The sequence below is a fragment of the Devosia sp. MC521 genome, assembly GCF_014127105.1.
Lineage (GTDB): Bacteria > Pseudomonadota > Alphaproteobacteria > Rhizobiales > Devosiaceae > Devosia.
Genome location: NZ_CP059902.1, coordinates 188,166 through 213,013 on the forward strand (window position 1 = coordinate 188,166; position 24,848 = coordinate 213,013).

Annotated in this window: 17 protein-coding genes and 2 pseudogenes; 8 read left to right on the forward strand and 11 right to left on the reverse strand. The window is 56.4% G+C overall.

Going from position 1 to position 24,848, the window contains the following annotated elements; translation table 11 throughout:
* Positions 1-6 precede the first annotated feature (6 nt).
* Positions 7-1,881: a nucleoside-diphosphate sugar epimerase/dehydratase gene (locus H4N61_RS00940; protein ID WP_182394742.1), complete on the reverse strand. Its 1,875-nt coding sequence runs from the start codon at positions 1,879-1,881 to the stop codon at positions 7-9.
* Positions 1,882-2,645: 764 nt separating this feature from the next.
* Here H4N61_RS00940 and H4N61_RS00945 point away from each other — a divergent pair.
* The 4 genes from H4N61_RS00945 to H4N61_RS00960 are packed head-to-tail and all read left to right on the forward strand — an operon-like array spanning position 2,646 to position 7,172.
* A complete protein-coding gene (locus H4N61_RS00945; protein WP_182394743.1) occupies positions 2,646-3,680 on the forward strand; it encodes a polysaccharide biosynthesis protein in 1,035 nt (344 codons plus the stop codon).
* On the forward strand, positions 3,680-4,792 hold the full coding sequence (locus H4N61_RS00950) for an NAD-dependent epimerase/dehydratase family protein (protein WP_182394744.1): 1,113 nt from the start codon (positions 3,680-3,682) through the stop codon (positions 4,790-4,792). Before H4N61_RS00945 ends, H4N61_RS00950 begins: the two co-directional genes overlap by 1 nt.
* On the forward strand, positions 4,789-5,925 hold the full coding sequence (gene wecB / locus H4N61_RS00955; RefSeq protein WP_182394745.1) for a UDP-N-acetylglucosamine 2-epimerase (non-hydrolyzing): 1,137 nt from the start codon (positions 4,789-4,791) through the stop codon (positions 5,923-5,925). Before H4N61_RS00950 ends, wecB begins: the two co-directional genes overlap by 4 nt.
* 2 nt (positions 5,926-5,927) lie before the next feature.
* Complete coding sequence (locus H4N61_RS00960; protein ID WP_182394746.1) at positions 5,928-7,172, forward strand: glycosyltransferase family 4 protein; 1,245 nt, start codon at positions 5,928-5,930, stop codon at positions 7,170-7,172.
* Positions 7,173-7,323: 151 nt separating this feature from the next.
* Here H4N61_RS00960 and H4N61_RS00965 read toward each other — a convergent pair.
* The 9 genes and pseudogenes from H4N61_RS00965 to H4N61_RS01005 form a co-directional block, all read right to left on the reverse strand.
* A pseudogene (locus tag H4N61_RS00965) lies at positions 7,324-8,398 on the reverse strand (IS5 family transposase); the annotation flags it as partial.
* Positions 8,399-8,601: 203 nt separating this feature from the next.
* Positions 8,602-9,870, reverse strand: coding sequence for a hypothetical protein (locus H4N61_RS00970; RefSeq protein WP_182394747.1), 1,269 nt, complete (start codon positions 9,868-9,870; stop codon positions 8,602-8,604).
* Positions 9,827-11,062, reverse strand: a complete 1,236-nt coding sequence (locus tag H4N61_RS00975; RefSeq protein ID WP_182394748.1) for a glycosyltransferase family 4 protein — start codon at positions 11,060-11,062, stop codon at positions 9,827-9,829. Before H4N61_RS00975 ends, H4N61_RS00970 begins: the two co-directional genes overlap by 44 nt.
* A 23-nt stretch (positions 11,063-11,085) precedes the next feature.
* Positions 11,086-12,387 (reverse strand): O-antigen translocase, encoded by a 1,302-nt coding sequence (locus H4N61_RS00980; RefSeq protein WP_349236472.1) that lies wholly within the window; start codon positions 12,385-12,387, stop codon positions 11,086-11,088.
* Positions 12,371-13,507 (reverse strand): dTDP-4-amino-4,6-dideoxygalactose transaminase, encoded by a 1,137-nt coding sequence (gene rffA, locus H4N61_RS00985; RefSeq protein ID WP_182394750.1) that lies wholly within the window; start codon positions 13,505-13,507, stop codon positions 12,371-12,373. The genes H4N61_RS00980 and rffA overlap by 17 nt, the downstream gene beginning before the upstream one ends.
* On the reverse strand, positions 13,504-14,073 hold the full coding sequence (locus H4N61_RS00990) for an acyltransferase (RefSeq protein WP_182394751.1): 570 nt from the start codon (positions 14,071-14,073) through the stop codon (positions 13,504-13,506). Before H4N61_RS00990 ends, rffA begins: the two co-directional genes overlap by 4 nt.
* 1 nt (position 14,074) lies before the next feature.
* Entirely contained in the window at positions 14,075-14,950 is an 876-nt protein-coding gene (gene rfbA, locus H4N61_RS00995) for a glucose-1-phosphate thymidylyltransferase RfbA (RefSeq protein WP_182394752.1), read from the reverse strand.
* Positions 14,947-16,020 (reverse strand): dTDP-glucose 4,6-dehydratase, encoded by a 1,074-nt coding sequence (rfbB, locus tag H4N61_RS01000; RefSeq protein WP_182394753.1) that lies wholly within the window; start codon positions 16,018-16,020, stop codon positions 14,947-14,949. The genes rfbA and rfbB overlap by 4 nt, the downstream gene beginning before the upstream one ends.
* Positions 16,021-16,763: 743 nt before the next feature.
* Positions 16,764-17,210 carry a hypothetical protein gene (locus H4N61_RS01005; RefSeq protein WP_182394754.1) on the reverse strand — a complete coding sequence of 149 codons (447 nt, stop codon included), beginning with the start codon at positions 17,208-17,210 and terminating at the stop codon, positions 16,764-16,766.
* A gap of 3 nt (positions 17,211-17,213) precedes the next feature.
* Here H4N61_RS01005 and H4N61_RS18430 point away from each other — a divergent pair, with 3 nt between their 5' ends.
* The gene (locus H4N61_RS18430) at positions 17,214-17,342 is read left to right on the forward strand and encodes a hypothetical protein (RefSeq protein WP_282567610.1); all 129 of its coding nucleotides are present in this window, start codon (positions 17,214-17,216) and stop codon (positions 17,340-17,342) included.
* A gap of 132 nt (positions 17,343-17,474) precedes the next feature.
* Here the strand turns inward: H4N61_RS18430 and H4N61_RS01010 are convergent.
* Positions 17,475-18,825: pseudogene (locus tag H4N61_RS01010) on the reverse strand (IS3 family transposase).
* 994 nt (positions 18,826-19,819) lie between these two features.
* On the opposite strand from H4N61_RS01010, the gene H4N61_RS01015 reads away from it, so the two are divergent.
* The 3 genes from H4N61_RS01015 to H4N61_RS01025 are packed head-to-tail and all read left to right on the forward strand — an operon-like array spanning position 19,820 to position 24,835.
* On the forward strand, positions 19,820-23,719 hold the full coding sequence (locus H4N61_RS01015) for a hypothetical protein (protein ID WP_182394755.1): 3,900 nt from the start codon (positions 19,820-19,822) through the stop codon (positions 23,717-23,719).
* Positions 23,720-23,771: 52 nt separating this feature from the next.
* Entirely contained in the window at positions 23,772-24,176 is a 405-nt protein-coding gene (gene csgH, locus H4N61_RS01020) for a curli-like amyloid fiber formation chaperone CsgH (RefSeq protein WP_182394756.1), read from the forward strand.
* A 14-nt stretch (positions 24,177-24,190) separates the two neighbouring features.
* The gene (locus H4N61_RS01025; protein WP_182394757.1) at positions 24,191-24,835 is read left to right on the forward strand and encodes a hypothetical protein; all 645 of its coding nucleotides are present in this window, start codon (positions 24,191-24,193) and stop codon (positions 24,833-24,835) included.
* Positions 24,836-24,848 lie beyond the last annotated feature (13 nt).

Below are 24,848 nucleotides of genomic sequence, written 5' to 3' on the forward strand. Positions count from 1 at the left end.
TTGACCCTATGTTTGTTGATACCGGTCGCTCTTTGCGACCATGTCGAACAGGATATGCCGTGCGGCGCTTTCGTCAGTTCGGTCGAGCGCATCGCGCATCTGGATCAGCGCGTCATCCAGCGTTGCGACTGTCGAATTGGTCGAACGCATGATCTTCGGGTGACTTGTTCCCATGGCAGTTGTATCGTCGTAGAACAACTCTTCATACATTTTCTCGCCCGGCCTCTTGCCGATCACCACGATGTCAATATCTCCATCAGGGTTGTTGGTGGTGCGGACCTGGAGACCGGCTAGGCGAACCATATTTTCGGCCAAGTCGGCAACAAGTACTGGCTCGCCCATATCCAACAAGAATACGTCGCCCCCTTCTGAGAGCGAGCCGGCCTGAACGATCAATTCGGCGGCTTCTTTGATCGACATGAAGTATCGCGTCATGGCGCGGTCGGTCAGTGTCACAGGACCTCCCATAGCGATCTGTTCCTTGAACAGAGGGACTACTGATCCATTGGACCCGAGAACGTTGCCAAAGCGGACGGAGCAGAAACGTTGGTCAGTTTGAGCTTCAGCCGCCTTATTAGCGTTGTGCTGGACGATCAGTTCAGCCCACCTCTTGGTGGCGCCCATGACATTAGTTGGGCGGACGGCCTTGTCGGAGGAGATCAGAACAAAATTCTGGACGCCGAGGCGGAAAGCTGTATCGGCCACGATTTTGGTGCCAAAGATATTGTTCTTAATGCCCTCGAGAGCATTGGCTTCCACCAACGGCACGTGCTTATAGGCTGCAGCGTGGAATACAACGTCCACGGAATGTTCGACAATAGCATGCGCAACGCTCGCTTCGTCGGTTACCGACGCTAGAATGGGAACTATTGATAGATCGCCGCCCCTTAATTCGCGCTCGACACTGTAAAGAGCAAATTCATTGGCCTCAAATAGCACCAGTCGCTGCGGATGCCACTGCGCGATCTTGCGGCACAGCTCAGAGCCAATCGATCCGCCCGCGCCAGTCACCATTATGGTCCGACCGACGATCATGCTGCGGATCAACTCAAGGTCGGGGGGCACTGGTGAGCGCCCGAGCAGGTCATCAATCTCAATTTGACGAACTTGACTGACCAAATAATTGCCGGTGACTAAGTCCGTCATGGCAGGCAGAGATTGAACGCTAACGCCTACGCTCATGTTGCTGATCGCGGCAACGATTTCCTTGCGGCGGGAAGAATTGATGGCGGGCATGCAAAGGATAACCTGCTTTACGCCATAGTCTCGGACCAGCGCAGGAAGGTGACCTGGCGGGTGGACGCGCAGGCCGGCTACTTCACGTCGGTGTAGTCCCGGATTGTCATCAAGGAAGCCGGCGATCAAATGTGTCCCGCGTAGGGAAGTCGCCAATTGCATGCCAGCTTCGCCAGCGCCATAAACTACTACGGCAGGCAGGGTGCTGTTTACTGGCACACCGAGGATGCGCTTTGCAGCAAATCGGCTGCCAACAATGCAGACGCAGGCAAGTGCCCAATATATTATTGGAACGGAACGTGGTGTGACGTTGCGGCTGATAAACTGTAATAGAAAAGCGGCTACAACCCACAGTAGGACCGCGAAGGTCACTGCACCCAACATAGTCCAGAGTGCTCGCTCTGGAAGGTAGCGTACCACGGCACGGTAAAGACCCATCCGTACAAAGACCGGAATGGCAACGACTGGCCCGGCCAGAATGATCATCAGTGCTTCAAGGTTATGAGGCAGAGCCCAACGATCAAGACGAAGCGAAAAGCTAGCCCATAGACACAAAGCAAGAACAGCGAAGTCTGCAAAAATCAAAATTGCACGCTTCCACCCGCGTGGCAGTTCGATAAGATTAGATCTTACTTTTTTGATCATGTGGATTCTATGTGGTCCCCTCTTGCCCTGCGTTCTCATGAAACCGCCGTTGGGTCAATATAATTGTATCGCATTTGTCTTTGGTCCCGGAGGCATGGAGTGGATCCCCTTTCGCCGTACGTCGCCAGTTGGGCGACGGGCCTTAGGCATAGGAACTCCCGGGTGAGAGGAACTTGAGCCTGGAGTGCGGGTGAAGTCACAATATGGTACTTCGGATGACGCACGCGCTTTTTCAGCTCCGGAGCATCATAGTAGACTAGACCGCCGCATGCATGTCCTAACGAGCACAGAGGCGCCATCGGCGGTTACCTCCGCCTCGCACTGAAATGGCTTTTCTCTGGCCTCGGCCAAGCGAGGAACAGCTGTGCTGGCGCGTCGCAGGGATAGCAGTAATCCTCAGCCTTGCCGTTTGGCTTTCGGGCCGTCGCTGATAAATCGTCGTTCAGCTTTGTTGACCTCGAGGGGTGTTTTGGACATATACGTGGTCTGCTGATCCCGCGCTGTTGACAGTCTGGGTTGCGTTGTAGTCCCGCCCCCCAAAAGCGCTGTGGGCTCGCGAGAGGTGCTGCAGACTAAACAAGGGACGTTCATGCCCTCGATTTAGAGAATTGACAACCTGGGCTTATTCAAGTGCTTGTCTGGCCGTACTTAGTCGACTATCCATTCCGACCTAGAAGGTGGCTCTCAGCGCTTGGTGCCCAAGCAATGACTTTACAGCCGCCGCAGCGATCTTGGTCGCCTCAAACCATGGAATTAAAACAAGCATGTTCGAGGGAAAAACGCTTCTCATAACTGGTGGCACCGGATCGTTCGGCACCACTGTGCTGCGCCAGATGCTTGATACCGGCATCCGCGAGATCCGGGTGTTCAGCCGCGACGAGAAGAAGCAGGACGACCAGCGCAAGAAGTTTGCGAGCGACAAGCTAAAATTCTACATCGGGGACGTGCGCGACTACACCAGCGTGCTGTCGGCGACGCGCGGGGTCGACTACATCTTCCACGCGGCGGCGCTAAAGCAGGTGCCGTCATGCGAATTCCATCCCATGGAAGCGGTCAAGACCAATGTGATGGGCACCGAAAACGTGCTCGAGGCGGCGATCCAGAACCGTGTCGGCCGCGTCGTCTGCCTGTCCACCGACAAGGCCGTCTATCCGATCAATGCCATGGGGATTTCCAAGGCGCTGATGGAAAAGGTCATGGTCGCCAAGTCTCGCGACTTGGTCGGCACCGATACGGTGATCTGCGGCACGCGCTATGGCAATGTCATGGCCTCACGCGGCTCGGTCATTCCCCTGTTGGCCCAGCAGATTGCTAGCGGCAAGTCGCTGACGCTGACCGATCCGAAAATGACGCGCTTCATGATGACGCTGGGCGATGCTGTGGACCTTGTGATGTTCGCCTTCGCCCATGGCAGCAATGGCGACATCTTCGTGCAGAAGGCGCCCGCCGCGACGATCGGCACGCTGGCTGAGGCCATGTGCCAGGCGCTGCACGTGCCCGATCATCCGATCGAGGTGATCGGCACGCGGCACGGCGAAAAGCTCTACGAGACGCTGCTGAGCCGCGAGGAAATGGTCAATGCCGTGGATATGGGCGACTATTACCGCGTCCCGCCCGACCTGCGCGATCTGAACTACGCCAAATATGTCGAGCAGGGCGAAACGACCATTTCGCGCGCCGAGGACTATAATTCGCACAACACCCACCGCCTCGACGTCGCCGGCATGGGCGAACTGCTGATGAAGCTCGATTTCATGCGCGACCTGGTGGCTGGCCGTGCGCCCAGTCTGGAGGATTGATGACCAGGGTTGGCGTTACCGGAGCCAATGGCTTCATCGGCAAGAATGTCATGGTTCGGCTGCGCGAGGCGGGGCATGACCCCGTTGCCTTGCCGCATGATGCGGATGCGGCCGGCCTTGCCGCCTTGATGGACGGGGTGGAGCGCGTCATCCACCTCGCCGGCGTCAACCGGCCGCAGAACGAGGCCGAGTTCGACAGAGGCAATATTGGTATGACGCAGCGCCTAATCGAGGCTTTGACCGCAACCGGGCAGACGATGCCCCTGGTCTATGCCTCCTCGACCCAGGCCGAATTCGACAATCCCTATGGCCGCAGCAAGCGCGCGGCCGAGGATGCGCTGCGCGCGTTCGGCACCGCGTCGGGTTCGGCAGTGCACATCTGGCGCCTGCCCAATGTGTTCGGCAAATGGTGCCGGCCCAATTACAATTCGGTGGTTGCCACCTTCTGCCACAATATCGCGCGCGGCCTGCCGATCAGCATCAGCGATCCCGCAGCGCAGTTGAAGCTGGTCTATGTGGATGAGGTGGCTACGGCCCTGCTGGCCTTCGTGGCAGGCGACGCGCCGGACGAAGCCATTGCGGTGCAGCCGGTCTATTCTATCACACTGGGTGAACTGGCCGAGCGCATCCAGAGTTTCAAGGACAGCCGGGCCTCGCTGATGACCGGGCCCGTCGGCACCGGCCTGCCGCGGGCGCTGCACGCGACCTATCTGAGCTGTCTCCACCCGGCGGACTTCGCCTATGACCTGGTCGCCCATAGCGATCCGCGCGGCAGCTTTGCCGAAATGCTGCGCACGCCGGATGCCGGCCAGTTTTCCTTTTTCACGGCCCATCCTGGCATCACAAGGGGCGGGCACTACCACCATTCCAAGACCGAGAAATTCCTCGTGGTCAAAGGCCGGGCCCGCTTCGGCTTCCGCCACATCCTGACCGACGAGACCTTCGTTCTCGAAACCTCCGATGCCACGCCGAGGGTGGTCGAGACGGTGCCGGGCTGGTCGCACGACATTACGAATATCGGCGATGACACCATGGTGGTGATGCTGTGGGCCAACGAGGTCTTTGACCGCGACAAGCCCGATACGATAGCTGCAAAGGTACTGACCACATGACGACGCGCCTAAAGGTCATGACCGTCGTCGGCACGCGGCCGGAAATCATCCGCCTGTCGCGCGTGCTCTCGGCGCTGGACGAGCATTGCGAACACCTGCTGGTGCACACCGGCCAGAATTACGACTACGAACTCAACGAGATATTCTTCAACGATCTGGGCGTGCGCCGTCCGGACATTTTCCTCGATGCGGCCGGCGATACGGCTGCGCAGACCATCGGAAATATCATCGGCGGGTTTGACATTGTGCTCGCCAAACACAAGCCGGAAGCGCTGCTTGTGCTGGGCGATACAAACAGTTGCCTCGCCGTCATTCCGGCCAAGCGCCGCAAGGTGCCGATCTTCCACATGGAGGCGGGCAATCGCTGCTTTGACATGCGTGTCCCCGAGGAGATCAACCGGCGCATCGTCGATCATACCGCCGATATCAACCTGACCTATTCCGACATTGCGCGCGAATATCTGCTGCGCGAGGGCCTGCCGCCCGACCGGGTGATCAAGACCGGCTCGCCCATGTTCGAGGTGATCAATCACTATAGCGCGGCAATTCAAGAGTCAGACGTGCGTCAGCGCCTTGGCCTGACCGACGGTGCCTACACCGTGGTCAGCGCACATCGCGAGGAGAATGTCGATTCCGAGGTCAATTTCACCAAGCTGGTGGCGGTGCTCAATGGCGTCGCCGAGCAGTTCGACCAGCCAGTGATCGTCTCAACCCATCCGCGCACCAAGAAGCGGATCGAGGCCGCCGGCGTCAGCTTCCATCCCGAGGTGCAGCTGCTCAAGCCGCTCGGCTTTTTCGACTATGTCAATCTGCAGATGAATGCGCGCGTCGTGCTGTCCGATAGCGGCACTATCACCGAGGAATCGTCAATCCTCAATTTCCCGGCGATCAACCTGCGCGAGGCCCATGAGCGGCCCGAGGGCATGGAAGAGGCGTCGGTCATGCTGACCGGGCTCGATCTGGCGCGCGTGCTGCAGGCACTCTCCCTGCTTGATACCCAGAAGCGCGGCACTGAACGCACCTTGCGGCCGGTGGCGGATTATTCGATGCCCAATGTGTCCGATAAAGTGGTGCGGATCATCCACAGCTATCGCGACTATGTCATGCGCACCGTCTGGAAGCAGGATCCCTGATCATGCGGATCCTCGTCGTCTCGCAGTATTTCTGGCCGGAAAGCTTTCGTATCAACGATCTGGTCGTTGAACTGGTGGCGCGCGGACATGAGGTGACCGTGCTGACCGGCCAGCCGAACTATCCGAGCGGCACGCTCGATGCCGCATTCGCCAGACAGCCGGAAGACTTCGACCGCTATGGTGGCGCCGATGTCGTGCGCGTTCCCCATGTGCTACGCGGCGGCCGCGGGGTTCAACTGATGCTCAATTATCTGACCTTTGCCCTGTCGGCCTCGGTCATCGGTGCTTTCAAGCTGCGGGGCCGCCCGTTCGACGCGGTCTTCGCCTTCGAGCCGTCGCCAATCACCATCGGCATACCGGCCATCGTGCTGAAATGGATCAAGCGCGCACCCATGGCTCTGTGGGTGCTCGATCTGTGGCCACAGACGCTGCAAGCCGTTGGCGCGGTCCGCTCTCCCCTCGTGTTGGGGTCGGTAGATAGCCTAGTCCGAATGATCTATCGGCATTGCGACGCGATTCTGGCGCAATCCCGGAGCTTTATCCGCACCATCCAGAGCCAAGTGAGAGAGCGCGACCACGCCAAGATCATCTATTTTCCCTCTTGGGCCGAGCCCGCGGAGCAGGTGGACTCCGTTCAGCCGGCCGCCGAAATCGCAAGCCGTCCCGATCTTTTTACTGTGCTTTTCACCGGCAACGTGGGCGAGGCACAGGGCTTTGAGGCCGTGCTAGCAGCCGCCGTGCTACTGCGCGATAAACCGGTGCGCTGGGTCATTATCGGGGACGGCCGCCGGTCGGACTGGCTGCGTTCAGAAGTGATCAGGCTTGGCCTGAGCGCGCAAGTGATGATGTTGGGGCGCTTCCCGCTCGAGCGCATGTCTTCATTCATGGCGCATGCCGATGCGCTTTTAGTCTGCCTGCGCGATGAGCCGGTCTTTGCACTGACAATTCCAGGAAAGGTCCAGTCCTATCTGATGGCTGGACGGCCAGTACTGGCAATGCTGAATGGTGAGGGCGCAAACGTCGTTGCAGAGTCCGGCGCCGGCATTGCTGTTGCTGCTGGCGACGCTCTGGGTCTGTCTAATGCAATAACACAAATGTTGACGGCCACCGAGACCGAGCGTGCCGTTATGGGACGGGCTGGGTTAGCATATAGCGAGGCAAATTTCGATCGATCCACGCTTATCAGCCAGCTTGAGCACATACTCTCAAACCTAGCTTACACCGCAATAGCACCGGCCAACTTCTAGCTGGACACCCGCAAAAACTGGGTCGTTGAGTATGCCTCCACGGTGACGGTCGGCCGATGTCAGCGTTTGGTCGATTTTCGGCCCGTGTTTGACCTTCTGCGGTGCCCGGAAAGGGCGTTTTTCCCGTTTCCGGGCAGACACATGGCGTGACCGCGCGCTTCTCGTGGAAGACAAGGCGGTCGAAGTTGTAGGCCAGATTGGCCAGCGTCAGGTTCGCCTCGGCCCGGGCAATGCCGATGGTGCGGCTGAACAGACCGAACCGGGTCTTCTGATGCGCGAAGACATGCTCGACCTTGGCCCGGATCGATGATTTGACGGCATTGGCCCGCGCTGTGGCGATCGGCATCGCCTTGCCCTTGCCCTTGGGCTTGCGCCGATGGATCCGGCTGGTCAGCATGCTATCCCCCAGCCAGGCCTCGTTGCTCTGCGACCGGTAGGCGCTGTCGGCCCAGACCTCGCTGCCGGTGTTTTCCCGATCAATGACCTGGCGCAGCATCCGGCCATCGGGATGGGAAGCCGAAGTCACCGCCGCGGCGCGAATGAAGCCATAGCGCCGGTCGATGCTGATATGGCTTCTGTAGCCGAACACCGCGGTGGCAATCATGGGCAGCGGCTTGCCGTCTGACCGGTATCGCACCTTGCCGCCGATCTTGAGGGTCCAGCGCGTATCGGTATCCTTCTGTGCCGCTTTGGCTGGTTCGTCTGGCCATATCTCCTGAGCCGACTTGCCAGCCTTGATGGCCTCCCGCTCACCGTCGGTATTGCGCTGCTTGGGCGCAGGGACCAGTGAGGCATCAATGATCTGGCCCGACATCGGAATGTAGCCCTTCTTGTGCAATTGCCAGTCGAAGGCCTTCATCACCCGCTTGAGCGTGCCGGTCTCGGTCATGCGGTTGCGGAAATGACGAATGGTGTTCTCATCGGGCGTACGATCGCCAAGCGAGAACCCCAGGAAGCGCATCCAACTCAGGCGATCACGGACCATGAACTCGGTGCGGGCATCGGAGAGATTGTGCTGGGCCTGCAGGAGCAGGATCTTGAACATGGCCACTGGATCGAATGGCGGCCGGCCACCCTTGCTGCCATCGCTATATCTCAGACCCTCAACCAGCCAGGACCGGAAATACTCAAAAATCCACCGTCTGCCCCAAAACCTCGAGTGGATCGCGATGCTGGCTCAAAGCTTCAAGGTGATCGTTCAGGCTGAAAAGCGAATGCTGGTCCATGATGACGCTCCATGATCGGGCACCATCAGTGAATCATGACTGCACCAAAGGTGCGAGGGTTTTTGCGGGTGTCCAGCTAATTTTGCGGTACGCAATCTACGCGCATCTCAACAACACCAATATGCAATCCATTGCTGGTGTCGAGATGCCGAAGGGGCTGATAACGGCTGTGCAGGCCTAACTCGGCTTGTTCCGAATGCGCCCTAACTGTCGGTCGAATTTGCAGCAGAAATTCTGAGTGCGATTGGCCGATCCGGCGGGTTTCTAAAGGCCGCAACCAGGAGGCCAACCAAGACTAAAATCAAGACATATCCAGCTCTATTGGCTGTTATCGTCGGCCCTCCAACCGAGGCCAACACAGAGAACGCAATAAGAAATAGACTGAGAAACCTCGCCTCCCCAGTGAGATGGCGAAAAGAAATCCAAATAAAGAAAGCAAAAAACAGCAAATATCCCGCTAGGGCAAGAAGTCCACCTTGATAGGCATACTCCAAGAATCCGCTGTCAAGCGGCATTTTTGAACCTAATCCAAAGCCCAACAAAACGTTGCTCCAGCCAGCACTAGCCAACTCAGCCGCCATCTCGGAATTGCCTGCTTGTTCAACACCAAAGCGGCCCGCTGAAACGGCAGCTATTGGCCCGCCAGCGTTCAATAGCGCCAGCAACGACTTGAAGTACGAGCCTGAGGGATTCAAAAATAAAGACGATGCACCAATCCAGATCGCAGACGAACTGAGAATTAGAAGGGCCAGCCATCGCCTAGCAAAAAATGCATAAATCATCGCCAATCCAACGCCAAGTACAAAAGTTTTGGAAAGAGAAACACTTCCTCCAATTAAAGAAACAACGAGAAACAATGATGCGATCGTTATATTTTGATTTCGTTCCCTAAATTTATAAACAAAGATAATTGCTGTTATTCCAAAAAATAATCCGGCCTCCAACGGTTGATTGAAAATACCGGGCTGACGTCCGACTGCTCGGCTAGCGCCCCAAACACCGTCCTCCATGACGAACGGATGCAGAAAATGAGCTACAGGCGAAAAAATACTGAGTACCGATATTCCTCCTATGATCGCTGACGTCGTGGCTACAGCGTCTGCTAAGCGCGTCAGCTTTATGTCTTCCCTAGAAATAATGAAAACAAAGGACAAAAAAAGTAACGGAGCCAGAAATATCCGAACGAACATATTTACAATGCCCGCTTCCGCACCCGCCGTACTGAACATCGACGAAGAGATAACTGTCGCCACCACGCCACCTGCGAGGCTGGCCACTGGAATTAGGGTAGTGCGAGATGGTTTTTTTGTTTGCCATATGTATCTTAGCGAAAATACTGAAAAAAGAATCGCCAAAATATGCTCTGCCCTAAATCCATATGGAAAATAGGGAAGAAATGGAACAGTCAGCAGTGCGAATAGGACGCAGTCACCGTTGAGAGTGCGCTGAGAATGACTGGTTTCTTCTATCACCAAAAGATGGTTCCTTTTGAGTTTTTTCCAGAATGGCCGTTTCAATAAGGAAGAAGGCCAGCAACCATAGCTTCATAGATTTTATTCGAGGCGGGATGAAATCACGGCCTGATAAGCGCATAATCCCGGAAACAGTCTCATCAATAGAAAATCTCTTTGCCTTGGCTTTGCATTTGTTACCAATCTCATTTGCCAAATTAAAGTCACTTAGTACTTGCGCGATGCACATTTGCATCTCTAATTTGTTATATTCGTCAATATATTCGTTGTAGGACAGCCCAGGAACATCGCATAGAAATCCATATGTTTGCGGCTGTGCGATGGATTCTATGCCGATCAGCGCGGGGATGCCTAGCGACGCCGCCTCGAGCAGCGCCGTCCCGCTGCCAACAAAAACCGACGCCTCCCCCACGACATCATTGAACTCTGCATAAGGTATCAGTCCCTTGATTTGAACCTGTTTGCTCACATCAAGCTCGCGGATAAGGCTTTCTAGCCGATCATGAGTCTGGCCGGTGCCGTATATGTGGTAGGAAATGTCCGGAAATTGGACGCGTAGAGAAGCTACGATCCTTATAACGTGCTCATTGTAGGTCTTGAAGTCGACCAGATTGCCAACCGAAACAATTCGGAATGGTTTGCGTCTGGCCGACGGCGTGTGGTTTTGTATATCGATACCAATCGGGACGACCGCAGCTTCCGAATAGTCTTTTGAAAAAAAACGCTCGTAGTTTTCCTTGGTGCTTTCGTTGAAAAACACAATGTTCCTGCTTGGCACATCTCGGAAAATGCGCTGCGCTTCTCTAGGGAAGAGGCGTCCCTTAGAGTCATAGAGAAATTCGTTCTGGTGATAGACCCCCACGCTGAGAGTCGGGGTCCTGACGACCTTGCCAAATAGTCTATAGGCGAACATTAGGCCAAATACGCCCATCACATGGACATGCTCGGAGTACTGATCTAGATCGGCAAGGAGCTTGCGCCATTTGATCGGTCCAAAGGTCTGTAGTCGCGAAGGCAGGACTTTGCCGAAACTTGGGACATATTTCCAGAGATAGAAGACTGTGGCATGCTTCTTGAGCTCCTCGTGCAGTTCTTGATCCATATCGTCAAACATCACGAGAACAGCCGGGCGTTTCCCTAGGGTATGCATACGGCGGCAGATTCGCGTCAGGAAGGTGGTGCCGCCATTCATAGATAGCACGTTCGCGATAAATATCACTGGAGTTGGCTCCGGTTCAAAAATGCTGTCCCGCAAATGAAAAAGAAATAGACAAAATACGCTGTGGCGTAAAACCCGCTGAGTGTGTGCAAGTCTGTTCGAGTTGCAACGGCAATATAGCCAGAAACGACCCATAGAGCCATCTGCACAATTTCAGCGGTAATATAGAGGCGAGACTTACCTTTTGCCACAAACAGAAAGCCAACTATGTAGGATGCTAATCTAAAGCCGTCGCCAACAAGCTGAAATGCCAAGATATCGGAAAGTGGTAGGAATTCCTCCGAGAGCAGCGCCTGCAACACCATATCGCGTAACAGAAACAGTGCGACGCAAAACAACAAAAAAGCCGGTAGGGATACCGCCAATTGGCGTAGCATGACTTTGGCTATTCCGGAGCCATAAGTGCGCGCGAGCAGGGGCAGATAGCGGGCCGCCAGATAGACGTTGAAAAATCCGAGATAGGCGGACGAGAGTCGCGTAAGCGCCTGCCACAGGCCGGCCGTTTCAATACCCATGGTCTCGGTGACTTTTGCACGAAGCATTGTTTCCGCCACCGGAAAAGCAACGGCCGAAGCCAAGAGCATCAAGCTGTATTTCGCTAGATTGGAGAAGTCCGCAGCGGTGGATTTGGTCCCAAGGATTTGGACAAAGACGCCCTGCCTGTGCAGGACAAACAGTGCGGGGATGCCCGTTGCCGTCACCGAAAGCCCTAGTGACAGTGCGGCGCCGGGAAGTCCGAAATTAGCCACGAGCCCGAAGGCAATCGGCATCATCACCAAATAGGTGGGGATGGTGATTACGCCGAGCAGGTCAATCCGGCGCAGGCCGTTAGCGATTCCTACCGCGATAACGCCAAGCGAGCCGGCAATCTGGAGGAAGCCTATGATCGGCACGAGCCACCAGTAATCCGGTGAGCCGAAGATCAGTCCGGCCAATGGGACGGCAAGGACGACGCTGGCCAGCAGGATGATCGTCGCAAAGGCGAGGCCATAGACGCTTGCGGCGCGCAGGAAGCTGTTGAGGCGCGCTTTGTCATCGCTGAACTCGGCAACGAACTTGGTCACGCCATTGGCAATGCCGCCGCCGGCCAATATGGCCATGGCGCTAGTAATGCTCATGAAGTTGCCAAGCTGTCCGAGCCCAGCCGTACCCAGATGCACTGCGATGGCCTTGATGATGACAAGGCTGAGGAGCATTCGCAGGCCATGCGAGGACATGATGACCAGCGTCGCAGCTCCCGCCCGAAGCAGACGCGCGACTATACTGTTCCCTGCCGGGAACCTAGCGCCTGGCGTCATAGAACTTTATGACGTGATCGGTGACGTATTCGGTTTCTACCGCTGTCATTCCTGCGAAGAGGGGCAACCTGAGCAGGCGATCTGTATAGCGTTGGCTGTTGGTCAGGGCCTGTCTGGTGTGCAGCGATGAGAAGTAGCGGCTCACTTCAAGCGACAGATAATGCGTTGCCGACTGAATGCCCTGGGCCTTGAGATGCTGCATCAAATCCGTACGTTCGTCTTCGCTCCTACAGACCAAGTAGAACATGTGGGCATTGTTGGTGGCCCAATGCGGAATATGGGGCAGGGCGACTCCGTGGAGCGTCTCTGCGGCGGAGAACCTGTCATAATAATGGTTCCAGGCACTGATGCGCTTGCCCTGGATCGCATCGACATTCTCGAGTTGTGCCAACAAGTAGGCGGCGATCAGTTCGGAGGGAAGAAAGGATGAGCCGACTTCTACCCAGCCGTATTTGTCGACTTCGCCGCGAATGAATTCCGAACGGTTGGTGCCCTTTTCACGGATGATTTCGGCGCGTTTGAAGTCATCAACGTTGTTGATGATAATGGCGCCCCCCTCCCCGGACACAATGTTTTTGGTCTCGTGGAATGAGAAACATCCAAACTGGCCGATACTGCCCAGCGGCCGGCCCTTGAAATAGGAGTCGATGGCTTGAGCGGCGTCTTCAACTACTGGAATGGTATGCGCGTTTGCCAGTGCCATAATGGCATCCATGTCGCAGGCTGTGCCGGCATAGTGCACGACGACAATGGCGCGGGTTCGCGGCGTGATCAGCCGAGCAATGTCGTCGGGATCCACATTGGGATTGTCGGCGCCCGAATCGGCAAAGACCAGTTTGGCACCGCGTAGCGCAAAAGCATTGGCGGATGAAACGAAGGTATAGGATGGGACGATGACCTCGTCACCTGGAGCTATTCCCAGCAAAAGGGCAGAAAGCTCAAGCGCATCCGTGCATGAAGTGGTCAGCAAGACCTTTTTGAACGCGTAGCGATCGACGAGCAGCGCCTGGCATTTCGCCGTGAATGGACCGTCGCCGGATAGCTTGCCTGCAGAAACGGAAGCGGCGAGATAATCCATTTCCCTGCCCGTCAGATAAATTTTGTTGAAGGGAACTTTCAAAGCCGGTTCCTCTGTTGTTCAAGGTATTTTTGTTCCAGCATGAGCAGGTCCTTTTTTCGGTCTTTCAGCCGCCGGGCGGGGACGCCAGCGTAGATGCCCCAAGGCGTGGTGCTCTTGTTGACAAGGGACATGGCTCCCAGTGCCGTCCCTTCGGCGAGCTTCACGCCGGGCAGCACAGTCGAGCCGGCGCCCATGATGACTTGACGCCCCGCATGCACGGGCAGAAAAATCTCCCTCTTAAACTCACGGTCAACCATGGAGTTGACCATGGTTTCGCCGCTGTAGTCATCGGACTGGGCGAAAATCTTCACGCCATAGGCCAGGGTGCAGAAGTGATCGAGGAACACACCCGGTATGCCACCGGCAATTAAGCACATGGCTGTGATGTGGGAATAGTCGCCAATCGTGACAAGTCCTGAGATGACGCAGAAATCGTCGACCCGGCTGTGGTTGCCGATAGAAATCTTTTCAGGATTGTAGATGCAGGCCTTGTCGCTGATCAGCACGCCGGTGCCGACACTCTTCAGCCCTAGCCCAAGAACCTGTTGCTCGGACAAATAAGCCATGTCAGACCGCGAAGCCGCCAACCAAACTCAACATGTACTGGCCATAGTCATTGTTCTTCATTACAAGCGCCGACCTGCGCATCTGCTCGGCCGAGATCCAGCCTTTGTTGAAGGCGATTTCTTCGAGGCAGGCTATCTTATAGCCCTGACGGTGCTGGATCGTCTGGACGAAGGTCCCAGCCTCGATCAGGCTTTCTACGGTGCCGGTATCGAGCCAGGCATAGCCCCGCCCGAGCAGTTCTACTTCAAGCCGGTTTTGCTCAATATAGATCTGGTTGACCGTGGTTATCTCAAGTTCGCCACGCGCCGATGGCTTGATCGACTTGGCGATCTCGACGACCGAGTTGTCGTAAAAATAAAGGCCGGTCACGGCGAAGTTTGATTTCGGTTCGGCGGGCTTTTCCTCGATGGATACGGCGCGCTGGTTTTGGTCGAATTCTACAACGCCAAACCGCTCCGGGTCCTTTACAGAATAGCCGAACACCACGGCGCCCGAAGTTAGAGCGCTGGCATTAGTGACCTTGGCGGTGAGACCCTCACCATGAAAGATGTTATCGCCCAGAATCAGGCAGACCGAGTCATTGCCGATGAATTCCTCGCCGATGATAAAGGCCTGAGCCAATCCGTCGGGAGATGGCTGTTGGGCATAGACCAAGTTTAGGCCGAAGCGGCTACCGTCGCCGAGCAAACGGTGGAAAGAGGTTGCGTCCTCTGGCGTGGTGATGATCATGATATCCTGGATGCCTGCCAGCATCAGGACCGACAGCGGATAATAGATCATCGGCTTGTCGTAGATCGGCAGGAGTTGCTTGGATGTCCCCTGCGTCAGGGGCAACAACCTGCTGCCGGCACCGCCGGCCAGTACGATACCCTTCACTTTGCCACTCTCGCGTTTTGGTCCGCACCAACAATGCCCGCCTGAATCGTAGCACACCAGTCCAGATTGTCGATGTACCAGCGAACCGTCATTGCCAAGCCGGTCTCGAAGGTCTCCTTCGGATGCCACCCGAGTTCAGAGCATATCTTGCTGGGATCAATCGCATAGCGCCTATCGTGCCCGGGACGGTCGCGAACGAAGTGAATCAGGCTTGCATAGCCATCGGCAGGCGCCCGATGGGGCGCCTGCAGTGAAAGCTGGGCGCAGATCGCGTTGACGATGTCTATATTGGTCCTTTCGCACTCGGCTCCGACGGCGTACGTCTGCCCGACCGCACCAGTCCGCAGCACTCGGACCAGCGCGCTGGCATGGTCTTCGACATACAGCCAGTCGCGAATATTTTTACCGTCGCCGTAGACAGGAAGCTGCTGGCCGTTCAGCGCGCGAGAGATGGTTAGCGGAATGAGCTTCTCGGGGTGCTGGCGTGGCCCGTAATTGTTCGAGCAGTTGGTGATGAGGATGGGTAGCCCATAGGTGCGGTGCCAGGCGCGAACCAGATGGTCCGAACCGGCCTTGCTCGCCGAGTAGGGCGAACTCGGTTGGTAACTGCTGTCCTCGTCAAAGCGAGGGTCGCCCGGCTCAAGGTCGCCGAACACTTCGTCGGTCGAGACGTGCAGAAACCTGAAGGCTGATTTCCGTTCCGGGTCCAATGTAGACCAGTAGGACCGGGTTGCCTCTAGCAGGTTTGCGGTGCCCACCAGATTAGTCTGGATGAAAGCCAGAGGTCCATCGATCGAGCGATCGACATGCGATTCTGCGGCTAGATGCATGACGGCACTGGGTGAATGGGTTTCGAAAATGCGAGTAAGGGCAGCGCGGTCGCAAATGTCATGGTGTTCGAACACGTAGCGGCCGGTGGAGGTCAAGCCTTCTACAGAAGCGACGCTGGCGGCGTAAGTTAGTGCATCAATGTTAACGACTGATATTTCGGGGTCAGCTAATAGCTCACGAATGGTTGCAGAGCCAATGAAGCCTGCGCCCCCAGTCACCAATACAGTTCTCGTTGTCATTAAACTACCAGGCCTAAAATTCCAGAGTCCACAATTCTGGTATGAAAGTCCCCAACCGAGATCCACCAGACTGCCAGAGATTAACATCTCGGTCGCAACCTTTAACCCGGGGCGATTTTGCGAGCAATAGCGCCAGCCACCGAAAAGGCAGCTACCGGAAAGGCGCGAAGCGCGGGGCGAAAGCACCGATGACTTTGAAGGGAAGGATTCAGCTTGGTCAGAGACCGCGAGTGGGAGACAGCGCCACCTATTTCGCGATGCTTCTCTGAAGTTTTTGCGAGCAAACTTCTATAAACTGTTCGCCCTCAGTCCGGCCACTGCATCCCTCCTCAAATGCCGCTGACTTTGCACCCGACCCGCTAATGCTGGGCCGGGGAACCAATATTGCGATCGCTGCGCTGCGCGCGCATTGGAGAAGGGAGCCTGGCGGCGGCCTTGACCCAGAAGCAGGCCGCGGACGCCTTCGGCGTTGCCCCAGCGCCGAAGGCCCTGGGGGGGTAATGATACGCGGCCTGTTTCTGCGTCAACCTCGTGCTCGGTTGTCTGGATAAGGACAAAGGGCTTTCCACCACGCGTCCTAATTCGCCTTCTTCTCTGCCCCTCCCTTACGGTCATTGAAAAGAGACGCCCCTTGGGCGGCCACTCACTTGGCGGAGCACTTAACCCGAGCTCTAGCGAGCGGAGTAAGTGGCCGCCAGCATGGCTGGAACTCGGAGGGGACGCCATGCCTCGCTTCTTTTCGACTAGGCGCGGCTTGCTTGCAAACGCATCTTCGGGCCGAACTTCGGGGCCTTCATCAGCAGCCGGCGCCCGAGCCAGGGGTAGAGTGCCGCGATCATCCCGGCATACAGGCGGAGCAGAGGGCGCACCTTGTCCGTGCTGGTGAGCAGGGCATTGAGACGCGCCATAGTGGTAGCGTCCACCGCCGCCTTGATCGACGGCAGAGTGCTGAACACCATCAGCACCAGCGGCGCCCAGTGCAGAGCGTGGCGGCTGGCCAGCAGCGGGCCGAGCCGGCGCTGCAGCTCGCGTTCGATGCTGGGACGCGAGCCAGACTGGTGGGTGATGAAGACCTCCACCTGCGCTACGAAAGCCAGCACCTTGCCGACATCGCTGGCGATGGCGCCGTCGATGCCGGGCCCGCGGATAAAGCGCGCCAGGCGCGTCCAATGTAGACCGACGGGCGCCATACCATGATCCATCGCCGCGGCCTGGCAAATGGCCTGGCGCTCGGCGCTCAGGCTGGCACTGACCTGGGCCGCGAGTTCACGGCGATACCGGCGCTCCCCTTCTGCCCTGCGCAGATTGGGGGGGCATCATGATGACGTCGGTCCCGACCGGCGCCGCCTCCCAGATGTTGTGGATCGGCCGGTCTTTGACTGTCCGTCGTCAGATGTTTTGGCTCAGATTTGCGCTTTAATTAGCGGAGAGCACTGCTCGTCGTTCGGTTGATGTTATGCGGCAAGCCTATGGTGCATCAAGCGTCGATGCTGGATTGTTTTGCGCTTGATGTTTTCACGCCTTTTGATGATGGCAGGTGCTCTGCCGAAGTAGCATCTGCGGGTGTCACATTGTCGAGGCTTTCGTGATAGCGCTTATGATTGTAGTGCTCAACGAAGGCCTCGATCTGGCTTTCGAGGTCCTCGGGCATGAAGTAGTTCTCGAGTAGAATGCGGTTCTTGAGCGTCTGGTGCCAGCGCTCGATCTTGCCCTGTGTCTGGGGATGAAGCGGCGCGCCTCGCACATGCTCCATGTCATTGGCTGCGATATAGTCGGCTAGATCCTGGGCGATGTAGCTGGGGCCATTGTCACTCAGCAAGCGCGGCCGGTGCCGCACATGCGCCTGATCACACCCTGAAGCTGCTAATGCTAAGTCCAGAGTGTCGGTGACATCCTGAGCCCGCATGGTCGTGCACAGTTTCCAGGCAATGATGTAGCGGGAGTAATCGTCCAGCACCGTGGAGAGATACATCCAGCCCCAGCCGATGATCTTGAAATAGGTAAAATCGGTCTGCCACATCTGGTTGGGACGGCTGGTCTTGGTGTGGAACTCATTGGCCCCCTTGATCACTACGTAAGCGGGGCTGGTGATGAGATCATGGGCCTTGAGAAGCCTGTAAACGCTGGCTTCTGAGATAAAATAGCCCCTCTCATCGGTGAAGCGAACCGCCAGTTCGCGCGGGCTCAGCTCGGAGTGCTCCAGAGCCATCTCGATGACTTGGTCTTGGATACCGGTCGGGATACGGTTCCAGACCCGGCTTGGTGCCGAGGATTGATCCTCCAGCGCCTCAGGGCCACCGTTCAAGTAGCGATCGTACCAACGATAAAAGGTTCGCCGCGGAATACCCAACCGGTCCAGCGTCTGTTTGGTGGGGAGATGCGATTGCTCAACCAGTCGGATAATCTCGAGCTTTTCTGAGGCTGGATATCTCATTCGATATCCTCCCCATCCCCGATCATGCTTTTTTTAAGCAGGCGGTTCTCGAGCGTCAGATCCGCAACGCATTCCTTGAGCGCGCTTGCTTCCCTGCGTAAATCCCGAACCTCATCATTGGTGGCGGCACGAGTTGTGTCACCAGCCAAACGTCGCTTGCCAGCTTCCATGAACTCCTTTGACCAAGAGTAATAGACGCTCTGGGCGATGCCTTCACGTCGGCACAGCTCAGCAATGCTGTCCTCGCCACGCAATCCGTCGAGCACGATCCGGATCTTGTCCTCGGCGGAAAAGTGTCGTCGTGTCGCGCGGCGAATGTCCTTCACAACCTGCTCTGCGGATGATTTCGTCTTCGTTGTTTTCGTCGTCATTCTGGGTCTTTCGTCACTCAGACGAGACCAGAACTCTCCTCAAATCGCAAACCCATTTCTGAGACACAGGTGCTGATGCCGAACAATGCGATGACTGTCCGCGCCAAACTGCAATGCGACGTGTTTCGAACACGATTGCGCGGAGCTGGCGGTATTTTGGCAAGCAGCCAGTAAGTCGCCCGAAAATAGGCGAAGACGACTGTCAGGTCGACAGAACTCGCTATTCTCTTGCGACAGGTCAAGCAAGTCGTCCGGGCGGTGACGGGCGCACCGGTGTCGAACAGCCGACCCAAGGTCTGATGGTCCATCGTCGACGGTTGGTGGGTATGGAGTGTACGGATTTTCGGTCTGACCGATTGTGCCATCACATTGTTGCAACGCTCCTGTAGGTGATCGAGTGCCGTGCCTTAGTGATAGGCATGGCCGCTGGGCATGCCAGCTCGCTTAATGAACCTAGTTTGGCGAGACTGTTCTTGCAGCCTGTTGCTGAAAAGGGTTTTGCATACAGGCCTACGAGTGGTGCGTGTGCACGAAAGATTGCGCGCACCGAGAACTTGCAGCGCTGCTCGGCAAGCTGCGGCCACATCTGTTCTGGATGTTTATATGACGTTTTTCTTGGTCGCCTAAGCTTTCAGTACCAAGTCGCGAGAATTGGTCGGCCCTGATTCTAGATTCTATTTATTATGAGTGCCGTAATTACGCATTTCGTATGGGCGCGTGTGCATGATTGGCAGTGGATGTCGTTTGGCTTGTTGTTTTGTCATTTAGGCGCCCATGTCCATGCGGATTTATGCATCGGCAGATCTTACTGGATGTTGCCTAAACGCACCTAAGTTCAGTAAGTTATTCTGACCGACTAACTTTAGACTCTCCTTTTACTTGCTTACTATTTCGTTCTGTCTAAGTTAACGCCCTGTTAACCGCGAACTAGCGGCAGCGGTAATCGGGGGATTGCCTTCCACCCTGGGACGAAGTGGAGGCAAGGAGAGAGACAATGAATCGCTATGCATTAATGGCTGGCGTGGCAGTCGTTGCCTTGGGCGCAACCGGTGCTCTGGCGCAGGACGCTACGTCCAACAACGCTTTCGTCGCGCAACGCGACTTTAGTAACTTTGCCTACCTTGCGCAGGTCGCACTGAATAATGCCGAGGGCAACGACGGCTTTGTGTATCAATATGGTACTCGTAACGTTTTCATGCCGCTGACGAGTAGTAACCTCTCTGAGCCCGGTGTGGCGCAGGATGGCAGCAACACCCTCGGTGTGATGCAGTTCGGCCACGAAAACTTCATCGGTGGTAACTTCATTCAGCAAGGCTCCGATCAGGTCGCGGGTCTGGCCCAGTTTGGCAACCGCAATTTCGTCGGCAACTTCGTTCAGGCGGGCTCAGGTCCTCAACGGGCCTCAATTTTTCAGGGTGGCCACGCCAATGCTGCGAGCAGTACGCAAATCGGCGGTGCTAACAACGACGCTGGCATCTTGCAGGTCAACGGCAATAACAACGCTTTAGGCAATATTGCATTCAACACCCAAATCGACGCCAATGGCTCCAATGCGGGCATAATGCAGGGCGGCTCGAAGAACCTTGCACTCAACGCGCAGATTGACACGGTTAACAGCGACGCGATGGTGTTGCAGCTCGGCTCGGACAATCTGGGAGTGAATAGCCAAAAGGTCTCCGACGTCTACCCGGTCGTGGATAGTGAGGCGTCTATCCTACAAGTTGGCAGTGAAAATAAAGCGTTTAACTTACAAGCCGGTGCTGCCAATAGCGAAGCGTCAATCGCGCAGTTTGGCGTAGACAATAAGGCCACAAACTCCCAAACGGCGCCCACTGATGCAGTGGCCACCATTGTTCAACTTGGACGCGGCAACGACGCGACCAATACGCAAGTGAGAGGTGGCTATACTGGGCACGGCAACGAGGCTTCAATCTTCCAGGCCGGTGTCGAAAATGTCGCCCAAAATAATCAGACAGACGGTGCGCCAAATCAGGCTGCCATAGCGCAGCTGGGCGTTCGGAATGAAGCTATCAACACCCAGGCGGACGGTGGTGCCGATAGCGCAGAAATTTTCCAGGCAGGCCTGGGCAATATCGCCTCCAATAGCCAGAATTCGGGCTACAATCCGGCTGGTCCGCTGAGCGGTGGACCTGGCTCTCAAAACTCCGCCAATATTCTCCAGCTGGGCGTCGAGAACGAGGCGCACAACACACAGGCTGGTGGGACAAAAAATCTTGCAAATGCTGCACAATTCGGCAGCGAAAACTACGCCTCCAACTCGCAGGTCGGCGGCAGCACCAGCGCTGGCAACATTCTGCAGGTCGGCGCTGACAACGACGCGGAAAATTGGCAGCAACAGGTCTTCTACTCAAATGCCAGTATTGCTCAGCTCGGCATTGAAAACACTGCTAAAAATATTCAGGACGATGGCTCAAACTTGGACGCATCCGTGTTCCAGGCGGGCGCATTCAACACGGCTGAAAACAAGCAGGTCGGCACGTTCCACGGTGGAGATTACAACGCTGGAAGCGAAGCAAGCATCACTCAGCTTGGCATTGGCAATCGGGCCAAGAACACACAGGACGATACTGTTGATCAGCTAAGCAACATCTCTCAGTTTGGTGTGGCCAACACGGCTGATAACCGGTCTGAGTGCGGGACCAATATTACAAAGGATATCACGCAAATCGGTGTCGGGAACGACGCGGCCAACTACTCTTTGCAGGGCGGACGTAGCGATCCAGACAAACGAAACACCGCTGACATCACTCAAATTGGTGCGTTTAATACCGCCGATAACGTTCAGCGGGACGAATTTGGCAGTGAGGCTTCTATTGCCCAGTTTGGTGCATTTAACACGGCGATCAACACACAAGACGGCGACAACGAGCCCACGAACAACACGGCGGCAACTTTGCAGATTGGCGTTGGCAACAGCGGCACCAACGCGCAAACCGGTGTTGAGAACAGTGTTGCGACTATTGCTCAGATCGGTCTGGGCAATACGGGCCGGAATACCCAGGACGCCAACTCGACCGAGGCAACCGCAACTATTCTGCAGGTTGGCGCTTCTAACAACGGAACAAACTCGCAGAATAATGTCGATCCGACCTCCGCGACCATTGCCCAGTTCGGTTTCAGCAATGCGGCCTTGAACGCTCAAAGCAATGTCAACGACACCGATGCGTCCATTCTACAGGTCGGTGCCAACAATTTTGCCGTCAACAATCAGCAGAATGTCGGAGCCGAAGTTGAAGGCCTTGATGCGTCGATCATCCAGCTTGGCCTCGACAATTTTGCCGCGAATAGTCAGGTCTCGGCAGAAGGAGCATCAGCGTCGGTGCTTCAAGCTGGAGCCGGCAACTTCGCTGGCAACTTCCAGGAAGGCGCGAACCTCGAAGCCGGGATTCTTCAGGTTGGTGTCTCGAACTTTGCTGGCAATTTGCAGACGTCTAACGATGTAGAAGCCAATATTGCTCAGTTCGGTGAGATGAATGTCGCTGGCAATACACAGAACGACGCGGCAGGCAGTTCGGCGGGCATCCTGCAGGTTGGTTCCTCTAACTGGGGCTTCAACAGTCAGGACGATGTCAGCGACGCTACCGGCCTGATCGCCCAGTTCGGCGTGGGCAACTTCGCCAGTAATCTCCAGCAGTACGAGAGCTCGGGTGTTCTCGCAGGCATCGTTCAGGTTGGTAACGGCAACCGCGCATTCAACGTCCAGGGTGAAGAGCAACATGTTTCGTACACCCTACGGGAGGGGGTGGTTTCAACCGGGAATATCCGTTGGACCGATTGGAAGGGTGAAGTAGCATACGAGTTCGTTGCAGCGGGTACCGACAGCGCTCCTGCTGTATCGTCCGCGGCTGCTGCCTTTCAGGTCGGCAATCAAAATTTGGCAGTAAACTCACAGACAGGAAAGGTTATCGTTGCTGAAGGAATGCAGGTCACGGCTGACACCGAAGTTGTGATCCGTCGCCGGGATAACGGGCAAGTTGTGAACAGGTCCACCTTGAGCAATGGCAGCAAGGTTGCGTATGATGTAGCGAAGGGCGTTTTGGGGCTGGGTGTCAACGCGGTTGTTTCTCCTCTTCTCCTCGTTGCCAATGCGGTGGCCGAGAGTACGCCTGCGTTTGTAATCCCCACTGCCGCTTCTGCTGCCGGTATTGTTCAAATCGGCGATGAGAACTTCGCCGTTAACTCTCAGACCGGCGCCACAGCCTCGCTCGCTCTGGACGTCCAGGTCGGCGACGGCAATTTTGGCATGGTTTCCCAAGAGCTGACCGTCGGCACCATTGGTGCCAATGTGCAGTTTGGTGACGACAACGGTGCCATCGTTCGTCAGGACGCAGCTCTTGCCTCCGCTGCTGGCAACATCCAGGTCGGCGACGGCAACTTCGCTCTGACCAGCCAAACCGGCAATCTTGATCTGACCGAGGTTAGGAGCCTTGAAGATCTGGCTGATCTAACCATTGTCGCCGGGAACCTCGCCCTCACCGCTCAGATCGGCAACGAAAACTTTGCCGTGACGACCCAGACGGCGTCGTTCAGCACTGCAGTGACCATCCAGGCTGGCAATGAAAACTGGGCCGTTACGTCACAGTCTAGCGAAGGCAACAACTCGCTGATCGTCCAGGCGGCCAATAACTCTGGGGCACTGATCCTCCAGGGTGGCACAGGGGGGCACGCGTCCAATGTTGCCCAGTTCGGCGACTACTCGAACGCCTGGATTGTACAGGGTGGCGAGAGCAACGCGTCGAGCGTGATCCAGAACGGCACGGGTGCTGGTTCGGCTCGTAACCATGCCTTCGTTGCTCAGTCGGGAATGAACAACAATTCGCTCATCCTCCAGGCTGGTCGCGGCAACATGGCAGCCGTTGTCCAGTCGAACTAACCGAACTTCTGCGGGGCGTCGCTTCGGCGCCCCGTACACTTCGGAGGACGCAATGTGCGGCCTTGCCCTCGTTCTCCTGACAATCCTCGTTTCCACCAGCACAAGCGAAGCTTCGATGAGTGACCGCATCATAGAAGGTGACATCCTCGACCCGCGCATCTCCGCATGTGGCGTGGCGGTAAATCTCGGCTCCATGGCCTCCTTGAGGTCATTCATCGAAACCTCGTCGGCGCTGTCCGGCACAGTGCGGCTTAGGATTGCGAAACGCTCGGCCAGTGGCGCCAGCCAGACAAGCCAGAGCTGGGGTTTCTCCAGCGGCACACTCGGCACGTCCCGGGTCGACGTCGATCTGCCAGCTCGCTTGTTCCTGCAACTCGATGTCGCCGACAGCGCTGGGCACAGCCTGTGCCGTCTCGAGCAGGAATTGGTGCTCGACATGAATTCCATGCCTGCCTGACACCAAGAATGGGGATGAAAACCATGGTGAAAAAAATTCTGCGTACGCTAGGCGGTGCTGCCCTGATGACGAGCGTTGCGCTTGTTGCGGTTCAGGCCGAACCGCTGACGACAGCGGCTATCGTTGGAATGCCTAACGGGATCTATCCCGAAGGCAGCCAGTATCTAAGTACTGACCCTTCGGTCATCGGTCCTCTCCTTCTTCCAGTCCAGGCTCTTCGCCCGGACACTGTCGGGTCAACGACCATGATTTCCCAAATTGGCGAAAACAACTTTGCCAATGCCGCGATTGCTGGCGCCAACAATGCGGCGATCATCGCTCAGTCAGGGAGCAATAACCGCGCAATACAGGCCATTCAGGGCTCGAACTCGGCCATGTTGCTGGTGCAGTCGGGCAGCGGCAACAACGTGCTGCAGGCGAGCGTGGGTACCAACAATACCCAGTTACTTGGCGTCAGCGGTACACGAAACGACGTGGCGTTCCTCCAAGTTGGCGATGATCTCGGTGGCGCAATGTCCGTCGGCGGCCAGAATTCAGCGGTCGTCGCGCTGCAGGCTGGCGGCCACAACTACATGATGCCAACCGGCATTAATGGTCTGAAAAATCAGGTGGTCGTGATCGTTCCCGGCCGCATGTACGTCTTTAACAAGCCAAATTAGTGTTCAGGAGTTC